The 22,311-nt window shown below is 73.0% G+C and carries 16 protein-coding genes; 10 read left to right on the top strand and 6 right to left on the bottom strand.

The window, feature by feature from the left end; translation table 11 throughout:
* Positions 1 to 283 precede the first annotated feature (283 nt).
* Complete coding sequence (locus tag AB0G01_RS28250) at positions 284 to 1,804, bottom strand: alpha/beta hydrolase (RefSeq protein WP_360951330.1); 1,521 nt, start codon at positions 1,802 to 1,804, stop codon at positions 284 to 286.
* 251 nt (positions 1,805 to 2,055) lie between these two features.
* Here AB0G01_RS28250 and AB0G01_RS28255 point away from each other — a divergent pair, with 251 nt between their 5' ends.
* The gene (locus AB0G01_RS28255; RefSeq protein WP_360951333.1) at positions 2,056 to 2,532 is read left to right on the top strand and encodes an MSMEG_6728 family protein; all 477 of its coding nucleotides are present in this window, start codon (positions 2,056 to 2,058) and stop codon (positions 2,530 to 2,532) included.
* Between the two features lie 28 nt (positions 2,533 to 2,560).
* Here the strand turns inward: AB0G01_RS28255 and AB0G01_RS28260 are convergent, their stop codons facing one another.
* Both AB0G01_RS28260 and AB0G01_RS28265 read right to left on the bottom strand, forming a co-directional pair.
* On the bottom strand, positions 2,561 to 3,763 hold the full coding sequence (locus AB0G01_RS28260; RefSeq protein WP_360951336.1) for a glycosyltransferase: 1,203 nt from the start codon (positions 3,761 to 3,763) through the stop codon (positions 2,561 to 2,563).
* Between the two features lie 121 nt (positions 3,764 to 3,884).
* Positions 3,885 to 4,121 carry a hypothetical protein gene (locus tag AB0G01_RS28265; protein WP_360951339.1) on the bottom strand — a complete coding sequence of 79 codons (237 nt, stop codon included), beginning with the start codon at positions 4,119 to 4,121 and terminating at the stop codon, positions 3,885 to 3,887.
* Between the two features lie 360 nt (positions 4,122 to 4,481).
* Between AB0G01_RS28265 and AB0G01_RS28270 the strand changes: the two genes are divergently transcribed.
* The 3 genes from AB0G01_RS28270 (at position 4,482) to AB0G01_RS28280 (ending at position 10,679) form a co-directional block, all read left to right on the top strand.
* Positions 4,482 to 5,765: a M14 family zinc carboxypeptidase gene (locus AB0G01_RS28270; protein WP_360951342.1), complete on the top strand. Its 1,284-nt coding sequence runs from the start codon at positions 4,482 to 4,484 to the stop codon at positions 5,763 to 5,765.
* Positions 5,766 to 6,132: 367 nt separating this feature from the next.
* Entirely contained in the window at positions 6,133 to 8,979 is a 2,847-nt protein-coding gene (locus tag AB0G01_RS28275) for a TIR domain-containing protein (protein WP_360951344.1), read from the top strand.
* Positions 8,980 to 9,089: 110 nt separating this feature from the next.
* Positions 9,090 to 10,679, top strand: coding sequence for a protein kinase (locus tag AB0G01_RS28280; protein ID WP_360951347.1), 1,590 nt, complete (start codon positions 9,090 to 9,092; stop codon positions 10,677 to 10,679).
* Positions 10,680 to 10,685: 6 nt separating this feature from the next.
* Here the strand turns inward: AB0G01_RS28280 and AB0G01_RS28285 are convergent, their stop codons facing one another.
* Positions 10,686 to 11,651, bottom strand: a complete 966-nt coding sequence (locus AB0G01_RS28285; RefSeq protein WP_360951350.1) for a hypothetical protein — start codon at positions 11,649 to 11,651, stop codon at positions 10,686 to 10,688.
* A 359-nt stretch (positions 11,652 to 12,010) separates the two neighbouring features.
* On the opposite strand from AB0G01_RS28285, the gene AB0G01_RS28290 reads away from it, so the two are divergent.
* Positions 12,011 to 14,206: a helix-turn-helix domain-containing protein gene (locus AB0G01_RS28290; protein WP_360951353.1), complete on the top strand. Its 2,196-nt coding sequence runs from the start codon at positions 12,011 to 12,013 to the stop codon at positions 14,204 to 14,206.
* A 13-nt stretch (positions 14,207 to 14,219) separates the two neighbouring features.
* Here the strand turns inward: AB0G01_RS28290 and AB0G01_RS28295 are convergent, their stop codons facing one another.
* On the bottom strand, positions 14,220 to 15,152 hold the full coding sequence (locus tag AB0G01_RS28295; protein WP_360951356.1) for a hypothetical protein: 933 nt from the start codon (positions 15,150 to 15,152) through the stop codon (positions 14,220 to 14,222).
* 220 nt (positions 15,153 to 15,372) lie between these two features.
* Between AB0G01_RS28295 and AB0G01_RS28300 the strand changes: the two genes are divergently transcribed.
* The 5 genes from AB0G01_RS28300 (at position 15,373) to AB0G01_RS28320 (ending at position 21,599) form a co-directional block, all read left to right on the top strand.
* Positions 15,373 to 15,543: a hypothetical protein gene (locus AB0G01_RS28300; RefSeq protein WP_360951359.1), complete on the top strand. Its 171-nt coding sequence runs from the start codon at positions 15,373 to 15,375 to the stop codon at positions 15,541 to 15,543.
* A 130-nt stretch (positions 15,544 to 15,673) separates the two neighbouring features.
* Positions 15,674 to 16,045, top strand: a complete 372-nt coding sequence (locus AB0G01_RS28305; RefSeq protein ID WP_360951362.1) for a hypothetical protein — start codon at positions 15,674 to 15,676, stop codon at positions 16,043 to 16,045.
* Positions 16,046 to 16,209: 164 nt separating this feature from the next.
* Positions 16,210 to 19,176, top strand: coding sequence for a BTAD domain-containing putative transcriptional regulator (locus AB0G01_RS28310; protein ID WP_360951365.1), 2,967 nt, complete (start codon positions 16,210 to 16,212; stop codon positions 19,174 to 19,176).
* A 68-nt stretch (positions 19,177 to 19,244) separates the two neighbouring features.
* Positions 19,245 to 20,747, top strand: coding sequence for a bifunctional 3-(3-hydroxy-phenyl)propionate/3-hydroxycinnamic acid hydroxylase (locus AB0G01_RS28315; protein WP_360951368.1), 1,503 nt, complete (start codon positions 19,245 to 19,247; stop codon positions 20,745 to 20,747).
* 87 nt (positions 20,748 to 20,834) lie between these two features.
* Positions 20,835 to 21,599, top strand: coding sequence for a maleylpyruvate isomerase family mycothiol-dependent enzyme (locus AB0G01_RS28320; RefSeq protein WP_360951371.1), 765 nt, complete (start codon positions 20,835 to 20,837; stop codon positions 21,597 to 21,599).
* Between the two features lie 36 nt (positions 21,600 to 21,635).
* Here AB0G01_RS28320 and AB0G01_RS28325 read toward each other — a convergent pair whose 3' ends face one another.
* Positions 21,636 to 22,262 carry an isochorismatase family cysteine hydrolase gene (locus AB0G01_RS28325; RefSeq protein ID WP_360951374.1) on the bottom strand — a complete coding sequence of 209 codons (627 nt, stop codon included), beginning with the start codon at positions 22,260 to 22,262 and terminating at the stop codon, positions 21,636 to 21,638.
* Positions 22,263 to 22,311 lie beyond the last annotated feature (49 nt).

The following is a 22,311-nucleotide window of genomic DNA, read 5'->3' on the forward strand; positions in this document are numbered from 1 at the left end:
GATAAGTCGATTTATCCAGGACGAAAACTTCGCATCGCCCGCCGACCGGCCGATGCGGCGCGTCCGCGATCGAGTACTCCTCTTATTTTAATTCCGTTGGAATACGAACCAGACAAGCCGCAGTAACGCGCAATCCAGCCCGCTTAACCCGCATTACGGACGAATGACCCGATCCACGCCGAAGGGGGTGCGGTGGCACGACTCGCTTTCCCACCGGTCGTGCGGTCACGGCGGCAGAAGCGGACTACCGCCCTGCCGCCGTGACCGCACGGTGGTGGAGGAACTACCAGCCGGTGGCCGCAGGCCGGGGCGTCGCGCTCCTCGCCGCTGTCGGGATGGGGACCTCGGGTGATTCGGCGGGTGCGCAGCGGGTGCCGTTCGCGGGGGTGCGCAGGGAGATCAGGTAGCGGTCCGCCGTGTCGCGCACGCAGTCGGTGCGGATGTAGGAGCCGTGGCCCCAACCCTCGTAGGTGAGCAGGACGGTCTTGTCCCGGGTCTGGCGGTGCAGGGACTTCGCCCAGCCGTAGCCGGTCGACGGGTCGTGCAGGTTGTTGAGCAGCAGGATCTTCGGCGCGTTGTCCAGACGCGGCCGTTGCTGCGGGTTGGTCGCGTCCGGCAGGCCGACGCAGCCGTGGGTGACCTGGTGGCCGAGGAAGGCGCGGGACATGTGCGGCGCGAGTTCGTCGGCGCGGCGCAGCAGGCCGGTGTACTCGCGCAGCGAGCGCGGGCGGATCTGCCAGTCCTGGCAGAACACCGGCAGGAACGGATCGGCGACCACCTCGTCGGCCGTGGCCGCCCGGGTCGTCGTCGGCGCGGTCTCGGCGCGGGCGACCAGCCACTGCGCGAGCTGGGTCCAGCTCGGGTCGTAGAAGGACAGCAGCGCGTAGTCGATGATCTGGTTCGCCGACACCGGCCGCGAGGGGTCGCCCGGCTCGGAGATCTCGCCGCGATCGGCGCGGGCGATCAGGTCGTCCCAGAACGCCCCCACGTCCCGGCCGTGCAGCGCACAGGACGGCGTGGTGCCGCACCACTCCACGAACTCGCGGAACGAGTCCTCGGCGGCGATCGCGGTGCCCTCGACGAAGCTCCGCGCGTCGAGGCTGTGGTCGAGGTTGGAGTCGTTGACCATCGCGCGCAGGTTGCGGCCGTAGCGCTCGGCGTACTGCATGCCGACCAGCGTGCCGTAGGACAGGCCGTAGTAGCTGATCTTCCGCTCGCCCAGCGCCTGTCGGATGGCGTCGACGTCCTCGACCACCGCCAGGGAGTCGCTGTGGTCGTAGATCGGGCCGCTGCGCGCGCGGCAGTCGGCGGCGAGGTCGCGGTTGTAGCGGCCCAGCGCCGCGAAACCGGCCTGGGTGGTGGGGTAGGTCGAGGGGCGGCGGGCCAGCAGGTCGGCGGAACAGGTGATCGGGCTGCTGCGCCCCACACCGCGCGGGTCGAACCCGACGATGTCGAACCGCTCCTGGACCTGCGGGCTGAACCAGTAGGGCGCGGCGAAGGCGAACTCCACGCCGGAGGGGCCGGGGCCGCCGGGGTGGATCACCAGGCTGCCGATGCGCTTGGCCGGGTCCGAGGCCTTGCGCCTGGCCAGCGCGAGGTCGAACTTCTCGCCGCGTGGCCGGGACCAGTCGACGGGCAGCCGCAGCGTGCCGCACTCGACCTCGGGCAGTTCGGGGCACGGGGCCCAGTCGACGGCGGCGGGCCGGAAGTCGTTCTCCGGTGCGGCCGACGCCGCCGGGGCGGTCCCCGCGACGAGCGCGATCACGGTGGCCAGGCCACCGAGCACCCGGGATGTCGATCCCACAGATTTCCTCCTGGCTGAATGCCGCCCACTTGGGTCAACGAAGTGTTCAGGAGGAGGAAAGAAGACACAATCGGCCTAACGGACTCACCCTCACGTGTGAGCCACCCCCGACCCGCCGCCCATGGGCACCCAGCAGAGGAACCTCTCGCCGTTGCCGCGTGGGTGCGGCTGAGCTACCAGGGCGCACACGCCCCGTGACATCACCCTGGCGTGAGGTCTACAACGCCTGCCCCTCCGGGTATCCGGGGGCCATGCAGACGTTCCTGCCGCACGCCGACTTCGCCGCGACCGCCCGCACGCTGGACAACCGGAGGCTGGGCAAGCAACGGGTCGAGGCGATCCAGGTGTTGCGCGGCCTGATCGTGCCGGGCTACGGCTGGCGGCACCACCCGGCCGTGGGGATGTGGGCCGGGTACGAGGAGGCGCTGGTGCGGTACGGCCTGGAGATCTGCGGCGCGTGGTGCGCGCTCGGGCACGCCGACACCTGCGCGGTGACGCTGCGCGCCGACCTGACCGGGGCGTTGGGCGAGATCGAGGTGCGCGGCCAAGCGGAGTTGGGTCGGGCGGGCGAACTGCCGCCGTGGCTGGGCGACGAGGAACTGCACCGCAGCCACCAGTCGGCTCTGGTGCGCAAAGATCCGGCGCACTACCGGCCGGAGTTCCCCGACGTGCCGCCCGACCTGCCCTACGTGTGGCCCGCTTCCGACCGCGCCCGCCGCGTCGCCTGAACGTCCCCTCGGGTGCCGCGACCGGGTCCTACTTCTGGGCCGGCAGGGCGCTGAGCTTCCGCATGAGGCGCACCGCCGGGGGCGACGCGGGACGCGGCACGACCGGGCGGTCGGGCGGCGTGCGCCCGGTGACGAGGTGGTGCACCCGCTCGACCTCCCCGATCTCCTGTTCCGGCGAGTAGCAGGACTCGACGCGATCGACGCCCGCGACGCCGTGGGCGAACCTGCGGGCGTCGTCGGCGAGCAGCGTGCGGAGCGCCCTGGCCAGGGCCCTCGGCTCACGCGGCGGGACCAGGAGGCCGGCCACGCCGTCCACGACCGCCTCGGCGAGGCCACCGACCTCGGTGGCGACCACCGCCGTGCCGCACGCCATCGCTTCCAGCGCCACCGTGTAGTCGAGGCTGTCCCACGGTGCGCACACCACGACGTCCGCCGAGCGCAGCAGGGTGGGCAGCGCGGCCTGCGACACCGGGCCCGCGAAGCGCACGCGGTGCAGGACACCGCACGCCTTCGCGTGGTCGCGCAGCCACCGCCGGGGATCGGCGTCCGTGCGCCCGGCGATGACCAGTTCGGTGTCCGGCAGCGCGCTCAACGCCGTGACGACGTCACCCAGTCCCTCGTGCGGCACCAACGAGCCGACGGCGACCACCCGTCTGGCGAGGCGGCGCGCGGAGACCGTGCCCCGGGGGCGAAACCTCCGGGTGTCGACCGCGTGCGGTACCACGGTCACCTTCGTGCGGGCGACCCCCATCGCCAGCAGCTCGCGCAGTTCGGCCTGGGAGGCCGCGATCACGTGCGCCGCACGGCGTCCGATGAGGCGCTCGGCGTCCACGCGCTCGGGCGGGCTCGCGTCCCAGCGGCCGAGCCTGCGCGTCACCGTGCCCAACGAGTGGAACGAGTGGACCACCGGCACCGCGGTGCCGTTGACAGCCGCCAGCGCGGCGAGTCCGGACGTCCAGTGGTGGGCGTGCACCACGTCCGGCCGCAGCACCCGCAATCGTCCGGTGACGAAGTCGGCGAAACCGCCCAGGTGGTTGTCGTCGTCGGTCCGGTCCGGTCCGCGCACGACCCGGAAGGCGGTACCCCCGTCGGGCGTGCGGCGATCGTCGGGCCGGGTGTAGACGACGACCTCGTGACCGCGCCGGGCCAAACCGGCCGCCGACGCGGAGATGTCGAACACTTCTGGCTGTTCCACCACCAGCGCGACCTTCAACGGGCCCTCCACTTCCATTCCCGCACCACGGCGGTGAGCCGCGCGGGATCAGGTGGTCGGTCGAAGGGCTGTTTGTTCAACCCGGAATCCGCCTGAGCAGGCGGTAGGACTGTGCTCACCCTCGACGGAAGCGCAGCGGTCAGTCGCCGCGCAGGGACCGGAGTCGGCGGGCACCGCGAAAGAAGAACACCGCCAGCAGGACGCTGAAGACACCGCACAGGATCAGCACGACGCCATTGCCGGCCTCGCCACCGGACAGGTCGTACACGCCGATCCCCAGGAGCGCCACGGCGCAGAGCACCATGAGGATGCCTTGCCAGGTCAGCGGCATCCTTCTCTCCAACGCCTCCAGCGTCGCACGCTTCCTCGTGTTCACACGGGGTGGTTTCCCTGAACCGGGGTGCGCCACACCTGTCGGTTGATCAGGACGGGTGCGGCGGGTTCACGGGGTGGTCGCAGGCCGGTCCGCTCCGGCGCGCGGGGTCGCTCGGGCCGGATGCCGCAGTGCCGGGATTCCGCCCCTGACCACCTTCGCCGACCACCCGGTCAGCTCCGGTGGCGCGACGCCTCGGACGTCACTCCACGTTGCCGGACTCCGGCGCGAGAATTACGCTTCGCGTTCAGGTGACCACCGTTCGTAGGTTCTGATCACCGGTGCGGTGCTCCATACTCGCGTTCGGCGCGGCGGTCCGCTGTCCCCCTGCCTCGGCCGCCGGCTCGTCTGGAGGTCTTGTCGATGAAGGTGTGGACAGGTCTCGTCACAGTGGCGTTGTTGCTGCTGGGGACTGATTCGTTGGCCGCGCAGCCGGACACCGCGCCGTACTACTGGCAGGTGCCCGGCGCGGATGAGCGCACGTTGCAAGCGGCCGGGTTCGACGTCGACCACGGCGTCGACGGCGCTGTCCAGGTCGTCGGTGACCCGCGCGTCGCCGATCGGCTGGCCGCCCTCGGCTACCGGCCGGAGAAGGTCGACACGGTGTACAAGCCGCTGACGCCCGGCCGGACCGCCGACGTCGGCGTGCGGACGTTCTACGGCGGCTACCGGACGGTGGCCGAGCACGACAAGCACCTGAACGACGTCGCGGCGGCGTACCCGGCGTTGACGCGGGTGTATGACATCGGCGATAGCTGGCGCAAGACGCGCGGCCAGGGCGGGCACGACATCAAAGCCATCTGCATCACCAAGAAGCAGGCCGGTGACTGCGCGCTGGACCCCAACTCACCCAAGCCCCGGTTCGCGTTGATGGCGCAGCTCCACGCGCGGGAGCTGGCCACCGGCGAGCTCGCGTGGCGGTGGATCGACCACGTCACCCAGGGGTACGGCACGGACGCCGAGGTGACGTCCATCCTGGACACCACGGAGCTGTGGGTGGTGCCGATCGTCAACCCCGACGGCGTGGACATCGTCGCGTCCGGCGGCAACCGGCCGCTGATGCAGCGCAAGAACGCGAACAACACCGGCGCGTCGTGCTCGGCACCGTCCTACGGCGTGGACCTCAACCGCAACTCCACGTTCAAGTGGGGCAAGGCGGGCACCAGCCGGTGCGGCGAGACCTACCAGGGCACGGCGGCCGGTTCGGAGCCGGAGACCAAGGCGGTCGAGGCGTGGTTCACGCGGCTGTTCCCCGACCAGCGGGGCCCGGGTGACACCGACCCCGCGCCGGTGACGACCAAGGGCGTCATGATCACGGTCCACAGCCACGGCAACCTGATCATGCCCCCGTGGGGCTGGACGTGGAACGCGAACCCGAACGCGGCGCAGTTGGCGGCACTGGGCCGGAAGATGGCGGCGTTCAACGGTTACACGGTCGGTGCCGAAGGCGACACGACGGGCACGACCGACGACTTCACCTACGGCACCCTGGGTATCGCGAGCTACACGTTCGAGATCGGTTCGGCCAGCGGCACCTGCGGCGGGTTCTTCCCGCAGTACTCGTGCGTCGACAGCTTGTTCTGGCCGAAGAACAAGGGGGCGTTCCTGACGGCGGCGAAGGCGGCGAAGGCCCCCTACGCCGGCTGATCGGCCGCTGGCCGCAGCACCGGCCCCGACCATCCTGGTCGCGGGGCCGCTCATGTGGCGGCCCCCCACTCCAGCCGCCACGCGCCTTCGCGCGGTAGGCGGCCACCACCTCAACAAGCCGTGGATCGCGCCGAGCAGGTCGGCCACGCCCCTCGGCGGTGTCCGTGACCCGCAGTCGGTTTTCGGTGTTCACCGACTGATCCCCGGTTGTCGGCCGGCAGCGTCGTAATTCAACCGGAACTGCACCAGGGAAGGCCGGTTAACCACTGTTGCCGCGATTTTGTCGTGCTTTTGTCCGGTCTTCACCGAATCGCGTTCCCCGCGCATCCGGCATCGTGGTGGCAGAACGCGAACCGACAGGAGAACGATGACGCACCGGACTTCGCCGCAGGTCTTCTTGAGCTACACGTGGGCGGACGAACCCGCGGTGGACCTGATCGAGCGGGCGCTGCGCGCGCGGGGGGTGAAGGTGTTTCGCGACAAGGATCTGTCGCTGTTCGACCCGATCACCGGCCACCTCAAGCGCGAACTGGACGAGTCGGCCGTGCTGCTGGCCTTCTACTCCCGGCGCTACCCGCTGCGCTACGCCTGCCAGTGGGAGTTGACCAGGGCGTTCCTCGCCGCCCGCCGGCACGGCGATCCACGCGACCGCGTGCTGGTGGCGAACCCGGAGCCCGACGAGAACCACATCGCGCCGGTGGAGTTGACCGACGCGGTCTACTCGTCGTGGGTCGGGCCGCACAGCGCGGACGCGCTGGCCGACGCCGTCGTCGCCAAGGTGGCCGCCACGAACGGCATCGCGTTCGGCGCACCGCCCGCGGAAGGCGACCTGCACGCCCGGCTGGCTCGGCCCCGCAGGTTCGTCGGGCGCTACCGGGAGCTGTGGGACGTGCACAGCGCCCTGCACGGCGGCCGGCTGTGGGCAGCGCACGAGCCCGCGCCGGATTCGGCGGTGGTGCTCAAGGCCCCGGCGGGCATGGGCAAGACCGTGCTGGCTGAGCAGTACACGTTCCTGTTCCGCGACGCGTACCCAGGCGGTGTGGAGTGGGTGGACCTGGCCGGTGTGCCGGCGGACCGCGTGCTCGGGCACTTCGCGGCGGCGGTGGGGCGGGTGGCCGCCACCCGGTTCGGCCTCGACCTCGGCGGGCTGGCACCGGACCAGGCGATCGCCACCCTGGCCGACCGCCTGACCTCGGCCGGGCAGGAGGTGCTGTGGGTCGTGGACGACGTCCCGGACGGCGTGGGCGCGGCCATCGACCGGCTGGTCCTGCCGTCGCCCAGGGTGCACACCGTGCTCACCGCCCAGACCGTGCCGCCGACGGCCGAGGTCCGCGCGGTCGCCGTCGGCGGGCTCACGCCGCAGGAGGTCGAGGAGCTGTTCCGCGCCCAGTGGCCGTCGCTCGACCGCGTGGAACGCCGCGCGATCGCCGCGCTCACCGAGCGGTGGGGAGGCCACCCGGTCGCCCTGCTGCCCATCGTCCGGGAACTGCGCGAGGCGCAGGGCACCGGCGCGTTGGACGAGGCGTTGCGCCGGGAACCCGCCGCCGATCCCGCAGTGGACGACCTGGCGCGCGTCGTGCGCGCCCGCAGTGCCCACGCCCGCGCGGTGCTGGACTTCGCCGCCGTGCTGGGCCCGGCTCCGTTCACCGGTGAACTCCTCGTCGAAGGGGTGTCCGCGCGCCTGGGCGGCGCGGCACCCATGCTGGTCGCCAAGGCGCTCCAGGAGCTGGAGGAGTTCAGCCTGTTGCACCGCAGCGACCGCGTACCCGGCAGCCGGCAGACGTGGCAGCTGCACGCCTTGGTCGCGGACGCCGTGCGCCGTGACGCCGACGTCGAGGTGCTCGCCGCCTGCGCACACCGCGCGGCGGTGGTGGTGTCCGCCGCGCTCGCCGGACCCGCGCTCTCCCTGGACCTCCAGCTGCACGCGCTCCGCGTCGCCGCACACGACCAGGTCCCGGTACCGCTGCGGCTCGCCCTCCTGCGCGAAGCGGCCGTCCGCTACGAGGAACGCGGCGAGATCTCGGCGGCGTACGACGCGCGGGCTACCGCAGCGCGGTTGTGCGGTACCACCGGGCCGGTCCAGGACCTGGTGGCGGCGGCACGGCTCGCGGTGGCGGCCGGGGACACCTCCGCCGCGCTCGCCCACGCGACCGAGTTGATCTCCAGGGCACGCGGGGACCGGGACGGCCGCACCGAGTACCGGGCGCGGTTCCTGGCCGCCGCCGCCCACGACCTGGCCGGTGACTTCGCCGCGGCGAACCGGGTGTTCCACGACCACCCCGCGGTGGCCGAGCACGGGTCGGACCCGGTATGGCTGCCCGCCGAGGAACGCGTGCGGGTCGGGTTGGCCCGGGTCGCGGCCCTGCGACTGCGCGGCGACTACCGCGCCGCTCTGGCCACTCTGGACGGGCTGCTGCCTGGCGTGCTGCACGCCCAACCGGTGTCCGACCACCGCGGCGCACGCCCCGTCGCGCTGCTGGAGCAGGCCCGGTTGCGGCTGCTCACCGGCAAGGTCGTGCAAGCGCGTCAGGACACCACCGGGTTGATCGAGGTCTTCGCGGCGGCGGGTGTGCCGCGCCACCACCTGAGCAGGCAGGCGGTCGCGGTGCTCGCCGAGGCCGAGCTGACCCTGGCGTGGTCGGAGATGCGCGCCCGCCCGGTGGAGTGGGGCCAGGCGGTCAAGCAGGTGCGCCGCGCGCTGGACGAGTCCACCGAGTGGCTCGGCCGCGACCACCCGCTCACCCTCGAACTCCTCGTCCTGCGCGGCCAGACCCTCCACAACAACTCTCGGCACGGCGAAGCCCTGACCGAGCTCGCCGACGCGGAGGAGCGGATCGCCAGCCGACTCGGTGCCGACCACCCGTTGCGGCTCAAGGCCCGGCAGTGGACCGGGTTGTCGACGATGGGCCTGGAGGACTGGAGCGGGGCGGCGGTGATCTTCGACGAGCTGCTGCCGCGCCAGACCGCCGTGCTGGGCCGGGGACACCCCGAGAGCCAGCTGACCCGATTCCAGCTCGGCATCTGCCTGGCGAAGGGCAACGAGCTCGACCGCGCCCGGCCGCTGATCGCGGAGTCCCGGCAGGTGCTGGTCGAGCAGCACGGCCCGTGGCAGCAGTGGGCGAGCATGGCGCGCACCGGGAACCTGTTAATCAAGATGCCGAAGCCGGTGTGGAAGTTCTTCAACTCCCTCGACGACGTGACGCGCAAGCGGTAGCTCCGACCGTCGTCGTTCTGTCGTGCCGGTGACCTTCTCGGCGGACCACCGGCACAGGTGTGCTCGTCGCGCACCGGCCGAGCCGGTGCGGAGAGGAGACACGACCGCTGATGAACCAGAACTTCGGCAACCGGTACGCGCTGGGCCCGCCGCTCGCCGGGTCGGCGCTGGGCGAGGTCCGCTCCGGGCACCTGGTGGAGGCCGGGTCGGACCGGCCGGCATCGCCGGTGTCCATCACGCTGGTGGACCGCCGGCTGGCCACCACCCCGGGGGTGGACGCCCAGATCCGCGAGCAACTGGCGCAGGTGGTGGGAGCGGAGAACGCCCGGCTGGCGGTGGTGCGCGAGGTGGTGCGCGACGGCGACCGGCTCGGGCTGGTGACCGACCCGTTGCCACCGGCCACCCTGCGCGACCTGCTGGACGTGGAGGTCCGGGTGCTGCCGGCGCAGGTCGCGTCGCTGGGTGCCGACATCGCCTCGGTGCTGGCGGACCTGCACGGCGCGTACGCGCTGCACTTGGCGGTGTGCCCGGAGAACGTGCGGCTCGACGGCTCGGCGGTGCTGCTCACCGGGTACGGCGTTGAAGCCGCCCGGGTGACGTTGCGGCGGACCGCTCGCGACGAGATCACGACCGCGGTGCCGCAGTACGCCGCCCCGGAGATCGCCGGTGACCGGGCGATCGGTGCCGGAGCCGACGTGTACTCGCTGGGTGCGCTGCTCTACGAGGCGTGCTGCGGCCGGCCGCCGTTCACCGGCTCGCTGACCGAGGTGCTGCGGCAGCACGAGTCGATGGTGCCCGGCGTCGTGCCGGGGATGCCGCGGGAGTTGGCCGACCTGATCGGCCGGATGCTCGCCAAGGACCCGTTGCACCGGCCCTCCGCCGCCGAGGTCACCCGGCAGTGCGGCGAGCTGGCGCTGATCCTCGGCGGGCTGGCCCTCGTCGACGGCGTGCCCGCACCGCCCCGACCCGTTCCTCTCCCGTCCACCGGAAGGTTCGCGATCGTGCCCAAGCGGAAGAAGACCAGGGTCCTGCTCGGTGCAGGCCTGGTGGCGATGGTCGGTGCGGGGGTGCTGCTCTTCTCCGGGGACGGCCAGCCGGAGGCGCAGCCACCTTCGCCGCCGGTACCCACGACCGTCGCCACCACCACGACCACCACGACCACGACCACCACGCAATCGATCTCGTCGACGACTTCTGGCACCACCACGTCCGCGCCGCCGACGGCGACCGGCCCGGTGCCCGTCCAGTTGGACTCGCTCAAGCCCGTGGCGGGCGAGTGGTACGGCAGCCAGCATATGGAGGGGGTCAGCGTGAACGGCACCGTCTTCCCCCACAGCCTCACCTCCGTGCTGGGCGACTGCGGCGGGGAGAAGGGGTCCGTCGAGTACAACCTCCTGCGCGGCTACCTGTCCCTGGAGGGCACCCTCGGCCTGTCCGACGACGCGCGCGTGAAGGAGACCGCGGTGCGGGTCGAGGTGATCGTCGACGACCGTCCGCTGTTCACCGACACCGTTCGGTTCGCCCACCCGGTACCGGTGAAGGTCGACCTGTCCGGCGCACTGCGGCTGACCGTCCAGTGGCAGCTCGATGCGCCGGTCAAGCCGTGCCAGGCAGCAGAACTGGTGTTCGGCGACCCCCGCCTGACCGGCGTACCCGGCCGGATGCCGACCTCCGGTGCACCGGTGCCCACCACGAGGTAGCCGGGCTCAGGCGGACGGCTCCCACCCGATGCCGTACGACCGGGCGGGACGCAGGTCCTCGAACTCCACCCGCACCTCGCCGGCGCTGTCCGGGTACAGCGGTCGGCGGACGGGCGTGGGGTCGTCCGCCTGCATGGAGAGCTCGCCCTCGATGCGCCAGATGCGCCGGGGCGGCACGCCCCGGAGGAAGCCCACGCTGAGCACGAACCGCTCGCAGGCGAACTCCGGCGTGCAGCAGTAGAGGGGGGCGATGGTGGGCACCCGGACGCGAAAGAAGAAGGAGTGCTCGTCCCCGCGCCCGAGCGGCTCGGGCGGGCGCAGGGTGAACGCGACGCGGTGCGCTGACACCGCCCTAGGGTCGACCACCTCGCCGCCCTCGATCTCGTCGATACCCAGAGTGCGCAGGTCCACCGGACCGCCCGGTGCGGTCGCCGGGATCACCGAGACGGCGTGCTCGATCCCGGTCAGGCCGGACACGTGGCTCACCACCCGCCGCGTCTCGAACACCTCGACCCCGGGACCGCGCAGCAGCACGCGGACCTTCAACTCCCGGGTGTGCCAGGGGGTACCGTCCGCAGTGCCGGCCGGTGGCGGTATTCCCGGCGCGAGGGCGAGCTCCGCGACCAGGCAGACGACGTCGTCCGCGCGCCGCTGCATCGTGCGGGTGTCCCGGTCCACGACCTCGCCCAACCGCGCGAGCCGGGCCGTGTAGGAGAGGTTGGCCGGGTTGTCGAAGCCGAGCACCGCGCGCGCGATCGCCCGCTGGCCCTCGGGAATCCGGTCGACCAGCTCGCCCAGCGCGGTGACGATCCGCTGCCGGACGACGCCCGCCGACGCGCCGTCCGGCACCCCGCAGACCCGGCGCAGCGCCGCCCCGGCGGACCGGGGCACGGAGGTCTCCTGGACACCGAGGCCCCGACGCAGGACCTTCAGGTCCGCGATGAGCTCGTCCATCCGGTCGTCAGCGCGCACAACACCACCCCGTCTCCGCCCTCGCAGCTTACCCACGTGAGCTGCGCCGACGGCTTCACCGGGCGGATACCGCAGAAGTGCGGCAAACGGTGTGACGAAACGTTTCCGAACACCCGAAACAGTGTGAAACCCCATGATCTTGTGGCGCACCGAATGGTCCGAGCACGATGGTGGCACCGACTTTCACCGACCGATTGTCGAAAGGAGAAATGCGGTGCACACTCATTACGCCATGATCGTGCTCTTGTTGATCAGCCTGCTTGTGTGACGCTCCGCCCGCCCCGTGCCCGCCCGTGCCCGCCTCGCAGCGGACACGGGCGGGGGTCTTTCTGCCCCGCTCGTCGAGAAACCCGGGAGCCATGACCGAATTCGGAACCGAGCTGCGCCGCCGCAGGGTGGCCGCGAACCTGTCGCAGGACGCACTGGGGGCGAAGGTGTACCTGACCAAGGGGTACATCAGTCGGATCGAGAACAGTCGCGTGAACGTGCAGCGCGACCTGGCCACGCGGTTCGACGCGGCCTTGCGGGCCGACGGTGAACTGCTCGCGCTGCTGCCGGACGGGAACACGGCCGTGGCACCGGACACGACCGGTCCGCGCGGTCTGCCCGGACCTCCGCAGCACTTCGTGGGCCGTGGTCACGAACTGGCGACGTTGACGTCGATGCTGCTCGGCGAGGGGGAAGTACGGGTATGCGTGCTGCACGGCACCGCGGGCGTCGGCAAGACGGCCACCGCGCTCACCGCCGCACGGCGAGCCGAGGGCGACTTCCCCGACGGCGCGCTGTTCTTCGACCTGGGCGGGCACACGCCCGGTGTCGTCCCGGCCTCTTCGGCCGACGTCCTGCACACCATGCTCACGCTGCTGGGCTGCGACCGCGTCCCGGCCGACCTCGACGGCCGCGCGAACGTGCTGCGCGACCGCCTGCGCGGGCGGCGGGTCCTGCTGGTGTTCGACAACGTCGCAGACGCGGCCCAGGTCCGCCCGTTGCTGCCCGCCGAGGAGGCGTGCCGCGTGCTGATCACCAGTCGGCGCAAGCTCTCAGCCTTGGACGATGCGTGGCACGTGCGGATCGGGGCGTTGGGCACCGATGACGCCGTGGGCCTGTTCCGCGCGCTGGTCGGTGATGTCGCACCGGACTCGGCGGAGGCCGTGCACATCGTCGCGCTGTGCGACAAGCTGCCGCTGGCCGTGCGGATCGCCGCCGTGCGGTACGCCGACGGCGGCTGGAGCGCGGCCCGGTTCCGCCGGCGACTGGCCGACGAGCGCACCCGCCTGGCCAGCCTGGACGATGGCGAGCGCGGGGTGGCGGCGGCGCTGGCGATGTCTTGCGCCGAGCTGCCCGCCGACCAGCGGCGGATGTTCGGGCTGCTGGCCTGCCACCCCGGCGCGGTGATCGAGGCGGACGCCGTGGAAGCCATGTGCGCCTTACCGCTCGGCGAGGCCGACCGCCTGCTCGACCGGCTGCACGAGGCGAACCTGGTGACGCTGGGCGAGCACGGGTACGGGATGCACGACCTGGTCCGCCTGTACGCGGTGAACCACGTCCGGCCCGAAATCGACCGTGCCGCACGGGCTTCGGCCGTGGCCCGCCTCGTGGACCACGCGGTGGACCGGGTCGCCGCAGCCGACCTGCTGATGAATCCAGGGCGCTACCAGCCGGTCGAACCGGTGCACGCCCACCCACTGCACGATCGCGTCGCCGCACTGGGCTGGTTGCGGGCGCACTGGCCGACCCTCGTCCGGCTCGTCGAGCTGGCGGGTCGGCACGAGCTGCACCGCCAGTGCTGGCAACTGGCCCACCTGCTGCGCGGGATCTTCTTCCACGACCGGCTGATCGAGCCGTGGCTGACCACCCACGGACACGGCTTGGTGGCGGCCCGCGCACAAGAGGACCTGTCCGCGGTCGGCATGATGCTCAACGGGCTGGGGATGGCGCACATCAAGGCGGGCGCGATCGACGCGGCGCTGGACAGCCATCGGCGCGCGTACGAGGCGTTCAGCGACGCTGGGGACGAGTACGGCGTGGTCGACGCGTTGTCCAGCACGGCGTGGGCACGGATCTACCTCGGGGAGACCGAAACCGCCGTCGAGGAGTTGGCCGAGGTGCTGGCCGCCTACCGGCGCACCGGCCGCCAGCGCAACAGCATGATCGCGCTGCGCGGCCTCGCCCTCGCGCTGACCGACTTGGGCCGCATCGACGAAGCCGCCGAGCACGCCACGCAGGCGTTGGAGCTCGCCCAGCAGGACGACGCGGACGTCGAGGGTGTCGTCTTGGCGGTGAACTGCCTGGCCTGGATCGACTACCATGCCGCCCGCCCGGCGGAGGCGGACCGGCGGTACGCCGAGGCCGCCGACCTGGCGGACCTGGCGGGCCACATCGACGAACAGGCCCGCGCGGTCACCGGTCGCGGCAACGTCGCGGCGCGGCGCGGCGACGTTGCCGCAGCCCGTGCGCACTGGTCGACCGCGGACGCGTTAAGCGCGGAGCTGAACCCGGCCGTGCTGGGCGAGGCCGCAGCCCGCGTCGACCTGGCGAACCGGGGGAAGGGCTGACGGCTCGGCCCGCTCACCGCCAGCGCAACCCGTAGGACAGGTGGGCGACCAGGTCGGTGAACGTCACCGCGAACTCCCGCGACCGGCCCACGGGGAGAGCGCGGCGCGGCACGAGGTCGTCCTCCACCTCGAAGGCGGGGACACCGTCCAGCACGAGGACCTGCTGTGGCGGCACGGCGAACACCACCCGCAGAGAGAACCGGTCGCACCGCCCGTGCGGGGTACACACGTAGTGCCGGCACGGTGGTCCGCCGGGCACGATCCGCAACCCGATTTCCTGCTCCTGGCCGGCGCTCAACGGCTCGGCGAACCGCACCGTGGTGGCGATCCGGGCGGACGCCTCGCGCGAGCGGCGCACCAGCACCCCGCCATGGATGACCTCGACTTGCACGCCCTCGACGTCGGTCGTCCCGCTGCGGGAGGGGGTGAGCGACCACCCCAGGTCGAGTTCCTCCACGCCGTCGTCGCACGCGACGACCCTGCGCGTCTCGAACACCTCAGCGCCGGCCACGGACACCGTGGTCCGCAGGTCGCTGGTGTACCAGAGCAGGGCCGGTCTGCCCGCGCGCCGGGCCGCGACCAGCTGCGCCGCGCTCAGCAGGCTCTCGTCGACCCGCCGGCGCACGGTCCGGACCTCGCGGTCCAGCCGGGCACCGGCCCACTCCAGCCGCTGGAGGTAAAACGGCAACCGGACCTCGTCGGTGAGGGCGAAGGCCGCGGTGAAGCAGATCCGCAGGTCTTCCGGCAGCCCGGCGGCCAGGTCCGACAATGTCGCGGACAGCTTGGCCCGCGCCGTCGCGTCGTCGTCCTCGACGCCGATCCCGCACAGCACCCGGACCGAGTGGCCGAGGCCGCGCTTCAACTCGGGGGCGAGCACACCGCGTCCTCGACGCAGGAGCTTGAGCTCGGCGACCAGGAGCCTCGTCTCGGGGTGGGGACCGGGCATCGGCATCCTTCCTCTTGGCGTGACTCCGATTCAATCGCGCCGGCGATCGGTACCGGTGGTCGCGGCCGGGGTTGACCGGAAGGTGTCCAGCGGTTGTCATCCCGCGCGGTGCACCGGTATCGGCACCGGTGGGACACCGGAAAACCCCTTCCCGCCGGTGGAAGCGCTGCACGATAGAGCTCTCGGAACTGACACCGCACACGCTGACCGGGAGTCGATCATGGACCTCTTCTGCCCCTTGGGCCGCCTCTTGCGTTTGGGCATCTGGTTGCTGGCCATCGGTTTCGCGCTCGGGCTCGCGCTCGGGCTCCAGACCGGGGCCGACCGCTCGGCACCGGATCTGGGCACCGGTGCGACCTCGCCCGAGATCGCGGCCACGCCGCTCGGGTGATCGCGGCACTGGCCGGAACGTGGCCGCCGATTGGCCAACGCCTGGTGTACCGGCGGGTCCGGAGCGGCTCCACGATGGGGAAGTCCCGATCGACTGAACCTTCACCGACAACGGAAAGAGGTGGAAGACCGTGGAGCACAAGAGGAAGCGGACGACCGTTCGAGCGGCGGCGCTGGCCCTGATGACCGTGGCGTTCGGCGGCGTCCTGGCCGCCGGTGCCACCCCGGCGTCTGCCGAAGGCCCGGGCGTGCTCGCCAGCTACATCGGCTCGAACTCAGGTGGCGCACACCTGCGCACCTGCCCCACCACCTCGTGCGGCAGCATCGCGTACATGGGCAACGGCACCGGCGTCACGATGCAGTGCTGGCTGGACAGCCAGCACGTGAGCCCGCCCGCCTCGGACTACGGATCGGCCCGCTGGTTCCGCTTGTCCACCCCGTGGGGTACCGGCTACACGCACTCGTCGCTCGTCGAGGGGCAGACCTCCGTCGGCCACTGCTGACACCCCCCTGCTGCGGGCGGGTCCCGGCGCGTGCAGAAGCGCCGGGACCCGCCCGTGCCCACGCCCCGTCGACGGGAGCGGCCGTACCGCATCAACAGCGGCGATGAACTTCCGAGCGGTGCGGGGAGGTACGCTCCTCGCCGCTGCTACCAGGGGGTCACGTCGTGCGGTTCGCGATCCTGGGGCCGTTGCGGGTCGAGCGCGACGGCGTCGAGGTCCCGGTCAGCGGGCCGCGACAGCGCGACCTGCTGACGCTGCTGCTGTTGCGCCCCAACAGGGTGCTCACCACCGACTGGCTGGCCGACGCCCTATGGGACGGCCGGCCGCCGGCCAGTGCCGCCGTGACCCTCCGGACCCACGTCGCGGGTCTGCGGCGCGCGCTCGAACCCGGTCGCGGCCACCGCGCGCCCGCCGATTTGCTGCGCGGGCACACCGGCGGGTACGAGTTGGCCGTGCCGGCGGACGCCGTGGACGCCGTCCGCTTCACCACCCTCGCCGACGACGCGGCAGCGGCCTTGGCCGCCGGGGACGTCCCGTCGGCCGAGCACCGCTACCGCGAGGCGCTGGCGCTGTGGCGGGGTGAGGTGGCCGTCGACCTCGCCGCCGTGCGCGCCGACCTCGCCGCACTGGCCGAAGCCCGCCTGGTCGCGGAGGAAGGACTCGCCACCGCCTCCGTGGCGCTCGGCAGGCACCACGAGACCATTCCCGGCCTGCGGCGCTTCGTCACCGACCACCCGGAGCGCGAGCACGCGCGCGGCCAACTGATGCTCGCCCTCTACCACGCGGGCCGGCAGACCGAGGCCCTGGCGGTCTACGACGAAGGCCGGCGCGTCCTGCTCGACCAGCACGGCGTGACCCCTTCCCCACCGCTGCGCTCCCTGCACCAGCGCATCCTTGCCCAGGACGTGCCGGTCGCCGTCGCGCAGCCGCAGACCACCCCGCCGCAGACCGTTCCGCCCGGTTCCCCGGCTCGACGAGCCGCCGGGCTCGACGGGGTGCGGATCGTGGGCCGCGAACGCGAACTCGCGGTGCTGGACGGAGTGCTGCTCGCGGCCCGGCACGCGGGTGGGCGGTTCGCGGCGGTGGTCGGCGAGCCCGGCATCGGGAAGACCAGCCTGGCCCGGGTCCTCGGGGCGCGTGCCGCAGCGGCCGGCACGCCGGTCGTGTGGGCGCGCTGCCCGGACATCGGGCAGACGCCGCCGTTCTGGCTGTGGACGCAGGTGGTGCGCGCGCTGTCGCCGGACGGCGGGCAGCCCGCGCTGGCCGGGTTCACCGGACCGCTCGGCGCGGACCGCGCGGGCCGCGTCGACCCGACCGCCCGCTTCCGCGCCTACGACGCCGTGGCCGCGCTGGTCCACACCGCCGCCGCCGACGCGGGTCTGGTGCTGGTCCTGGACGACCTGCACGCCGCCGACCCCGACTCGCTGCTGCTCCTGCGCTACCTGGTACCGGTCCTGCACACCTCGCGGGCCCTGGTGGTCGCGACGCTGCGCCCCTACGAGCACGACCCGGACCTGGTGGCCGCGCTCGCCGACGTGGCGCGCTCCCCCGGGCACCGCCGCGTGCACCCCGCCGGGCTCGACGCGGGCGCGGTGGCCGACCTGGTGCGCGAGCACACCGGCACCACCCCGTCCGCCGCCGCCGTGGACCGGCTCGTCACCCGGACCGGCGGCAACCCGTTCTTCCTGACCGAGTTGCTGACCTCGCCGGAGGACCCGCCGCCGGGCATCCGCGACACCGTCCGCCGCCGCCTGCACGCCCTCGACGACGCCACCCGCGACTGCCTGGACCTGCTCTGCGTCGCGGGCCGGGACCTGGACGTCGCCGTGGTGGGCACGCCCGCGCCCGCCGCCGACCACCTGGTCGCCGAGACCGCGCCGGGCGTCGTCGGGTTCCGGCACCCGCTGTTCGCCGAGGCGACGTACGCCGACCTGTCCCCCACCCGGCGCGCCGCCCTGCACGCCCGCCTCGCCGAAACCGCCCACGACCTGCTCACCCCGGCCGAGCTGGCGCACCACTACGGCCGGGCGCGCGACCGCGCCGCCGACCACCTGCGCTGGACGCTGGAAGCGGCCGAGGACGCCACCCGCCGGCTGGCCTTCGAGGACGCCCTGACCCACCTGGACCGGGCGGCGGCGCTGCTCACCGACCCGGCCGAGGAGCTGGCGGCGCACCTGCGCCGCACGGCCCTGCTCCAGATCACCGTCGGCGTCGGCAGCGACGCGGTGGCCGAAGCCGCCGCCCGCGCCCACCACCTGCTGACCCTGCTGGGCGCGGACCGCCCCGGTCCCGCCGACCTCGGCACCGCCCTGTGGACGCTCGGCGAACTGGCCTGCAACCGCGCGGACTTCCCGCTGGCGGTCGACCTGGCCACCCGGCTGCTCGCCGTAGACGGCGGCGGGCTCACCACGACCGCCGCCCACTACCTGCTCGGCGTCACCGCCTACTTCACCGGCCGCCTCGCGGACGCCGACGAGCACCTCACGACCGCGCTGGACCACCTCGACGAACGCCTGCTGCGCGGCCAGACCGGCCGCACGCCGACCCTCGCCGTGCACGAGTTCCGCGCACTCGTGCGGTCGCTGCGCGGCCTGGACGCCCGACCGGACCTTGCCGCCGCGCGCGCCCTGGCCGAGCGGACCGGCGACCCGTACGGCCGTGCCAACGCGGAGCTGTTCGCCGGGTGGGCGGCGCTCCAGGAGCACGACGTGCCCGCCGCCGAACGGGCCGCGCGGGAGTGCCGCCGCATCGGCGCGCGGGGGCACATGGCGCACTTCGTCACGACCGGCGACTTCTTCGCCGAGTGGGCGGCCCTGCGCCGGGGCGACGCGGCCGGGCCGGCGGCGGTGCGCGCCGCCGCCGACGGCATCTACCGGCTGGGCCTGCGCTCGACCCGCACGATCACCATCGCCGCCGTCGCCGGCGCGCACCTCGTCGCCGGTCACCACGAGCGGGCCGCCGCGCTCGCCGACGAGGGCCTGGGCACCGCGCGGGCCGTCGGCGAGCACGTCCTGGCCGCCGAGCTGCACCGCGTGCGCGGCCTGGCCTCGGGTGACGCGCGCGACCTGGACGCGGGCCGCGCGATCGCCGAGGCGCAGGGCGCGCACCTGCTGCTGGCCCGCTTCCACTAGCGCCTCCACACGACCTCCACAGCCCTGCGCTGCGATTGGCCGCAGGACGGCACAACGGAGGGGGAACCATGTACGACGTCGTGGTCATCGGGTGCGGGCCGGTCGGTGCGCTCACCGCCAACCTGCTGGGCGCGCGGGGCGTGCGCACGCTGGTCGTCGAGCGGAGCACCGAGCCGCACGGCCAGTCCCGCGCGTTCTCCTGCGACGACGAGGCGCTGCGGATCTACCAGCAGGCGGGCCTGCGCCGGGAGGTCGAGCGCGACACCCACCCGCCGCGCCGGGCCGAGTACGTCAACGCCAGGGGCCGGGTGTTCGCCGAGATCGCGCTGGACGAGGTGGACTTCGGCCTCGGCGCGGGCCCGCTGCACTTCTTCGACCAACCGAGGCTGGAAGCGGTGCTGAGACGGGGGCTGGACCGGTTCCCGCACGTCACCCTGCGCACCGGCGCGGAGCTGGTCGCCCTGACCCGGCACGACGACCACGTGACCGCCACCCTGCGCCGCGACGGGGTCGACGCGGAGGTCGAGGCCCGGTACGTGCTGGGTGCCGACGGCGCGCGCAGCACCACGCGCACCGCCGCCGGGATCGCGCTCACCGGCACCTCGAACGAAGAACCGTGGCTCGCGGTCTCCGGCGTCGTCGAACCGGGCGCGACCCGCGTGGACACCACCCGGTTCGCCTGCGACTGGCGGCGGCCCGCGTTCGTGTCGCCGGGCGCTTTCGGGACCTACCGGATGGAGTTCATGCTCCTCGACGGCGAGGACCCGGAAGCCGTGGCGAGCGCGGCGAGCATCCGCCGGCTGATCACGCCGTACGTGGACCCGGACCGGTTCACGGTCACCCGCGCGGTCGTCTACACCTTCCACCACCTGATCGCCGACCGCTGGCGGGACGGCCGGGTGTTCCTGCTCGGCGACGCGGCGCACCAGATGCCGCCGTTCCTGGGCCAGGGCCTGTGCAGCGGGCTGCGCGACGCCGCGAACCTGACGTGGCGGATCGCGCAGGTGCTGCGCGGCGACGCCGACGAGGCGCTGCTCGACGGCTACGAGGCCGAGCGCCGACCGCACACCGAGGCGATGGCGTGGACCAGCGTGCGCATGGGCCGGGTCTTCCTGGTGCGCAACCGCTTCGGGGCCGCCGTCCGGGACGCCGTGCTGCGCGCCGCGCAGGTCGTGCCCCGGGTCCGCCGCGCGATCCGGCACTTCGAGTTCAAACCGCGTCCCGCGCTGCCGGGCCACCGGGCACCGATCGGCACGATGTTCCCGCAGCCCGACGTGGCCGTCGGCGGCAGGCGGGTGCCGCTGGACGACGTGCTGGGTGCCGAGTTCGCCGTGGTCGGTCCCGGTGTGGACGCGGCGACCGCGATCGGCTGGCGCGGTCCCGTGGCCCGCTTCGTGCGCATCGCGCCGCCCGGCGCGGACGCGCCCGCCGACATCACCACCGTCGAGGACGTGGACGGCGCGCTCACCGCCTGGTTCGCCGAGCACGGCACGGACGTCGTGGTGCTGCGCCCGGACCGCTTCGTGCACGCCACCGAGGTCGGCAGCCGCGACCCCGCCGGGAGCCGCTGACCGCTCCGGGCTCCCGGGGGCCACCGCGTCGGCCCCCGGGGTGAAAATCGCTGTCCGGTGACCGGGGCGCGGTGGTAGACAGCCGCAGTGCACGAGACGCTGGAATTCCCCGATCTGCTGCGGCTGATCGACGAGCGGTCGACCGCGTTCCGGGTCGCGGTCGCCGCCGCGCCCAGTCTCGACGTGCGGGTGCCGACCTGCCCCGGGTGGACGCTGTCCGACCTGGCGCGGCACCTGGGCGAGGGCCGCCGCCGCTGGGCCGCCACCGTCGCCGCCGGGCCCGCCGACACCCGCCCGGCCGCCGCCGGGGGTGACCCGCCCCGGGGGCGCGAGGAGCTGCTGGTCTGGTTGGCCGACTCGACGCGGCACCTGCTGGACGCGCTGCGGGAGGCCGGGCCGGATCGCGGTTGCTGGACGGGGTGGGGCACCTCGCAGTCGCCGAGGACCAGCGGAGCCGTCGCCCGGCACCAGGTCCAGGAGATCGCGGTGCACACCTACGACGCCCAGCTCACCGCGGGTGCCGCGCGGCCGTTGCCGGACGAGGTGGCGCTCGACGGCGTCGACGAGTTCCTGTTCACCTGCTGCGCCACGACATCGGCCTGGCCGCACGAGCCCGCCACCGTCGTCTACCACGCGACCGAGGGCCGGTCGTGGAGTCTCCGCCTTTCCGCCGACGGCGCACGGGCCGCGCGCCTGGCCGCGCCCGCTGCCGACGCTGCCGACGTCTCCGTTCGCGCCACGGCCGGGGAGCTGGTCCTGGCCATGTACGGCCGTTCTCCGGTGGACTCGCTGGAACTCGCCGGCGACCGCCGTGTCCTCGACCGGCTCATCGCCTGGGACCCGGGCGAGTAGGACGTCAGGCGGTCGGAAACACTTGCCGGGGACCGGCTACCCCGGCGTGGGGCTCCGCTCCAGTTCGGCACCCAGCTCGGCGGCCGACAGCACCCGCCCGAAGAAGGTCCGGATCGAGCGGAGGGTGGCCTCCTGGGCATCCTCGGACAGCGCGCCGGTCGCGTCGGAGACGAAGGCGACGCGGTAGTCGTGCATGTACGCGCTGCGCGCGGTCGACTCGCAGCACGCTTCGGTCAGCGTGCCGATGATGATCACCGTGTCGACTCGCCGCAGACCCCGGATCGTGTTCAGGACGCTGTGCAGCGGCGTGTTGTGGAAGGCGTCGTAGCGGTGCTTGCGGATGACCATCTCGTCCGGTCGCGGCGCGAGCTCGTCGACGATCTCCGCGCCGTGCGTGCCGTCGCGCATCCCCGCCTCCTGCAAGCGGGGGATGTAAGCGGTTTCCAGCGGTGAGACGTCGAAGCTGTCGTACAGGATGTGCTGCGTGTAGACGACCGGCACGCCGGCATCGCGGCACGTGTCGACGACATCACGCATCGTCGCCAGCCGTTCGCGCGCCATCGGCACGGCCATGGGGAAGCCTTCGCGCACGAAGTCGTTCTGCATGTCGATGACGAGCAGCGCGCAGGACTCCGGGTCGACGGTCCAGGGCAGGGTCGTCATGTCGCTCCTTCGCGGGCCGTCGCGGGCATTCGTGCCGGGGACGCTAACA

It is taken from the genome of Actinosynnema sp. NPDC023587 (assembly GCF_040640215.1).
Classification (GTDB): domain Bacteria; phylum Actinomycetota; class Actinomycetes; order Mycobacteriales; family Pseudonocardiaceae; genus Actinosynnema.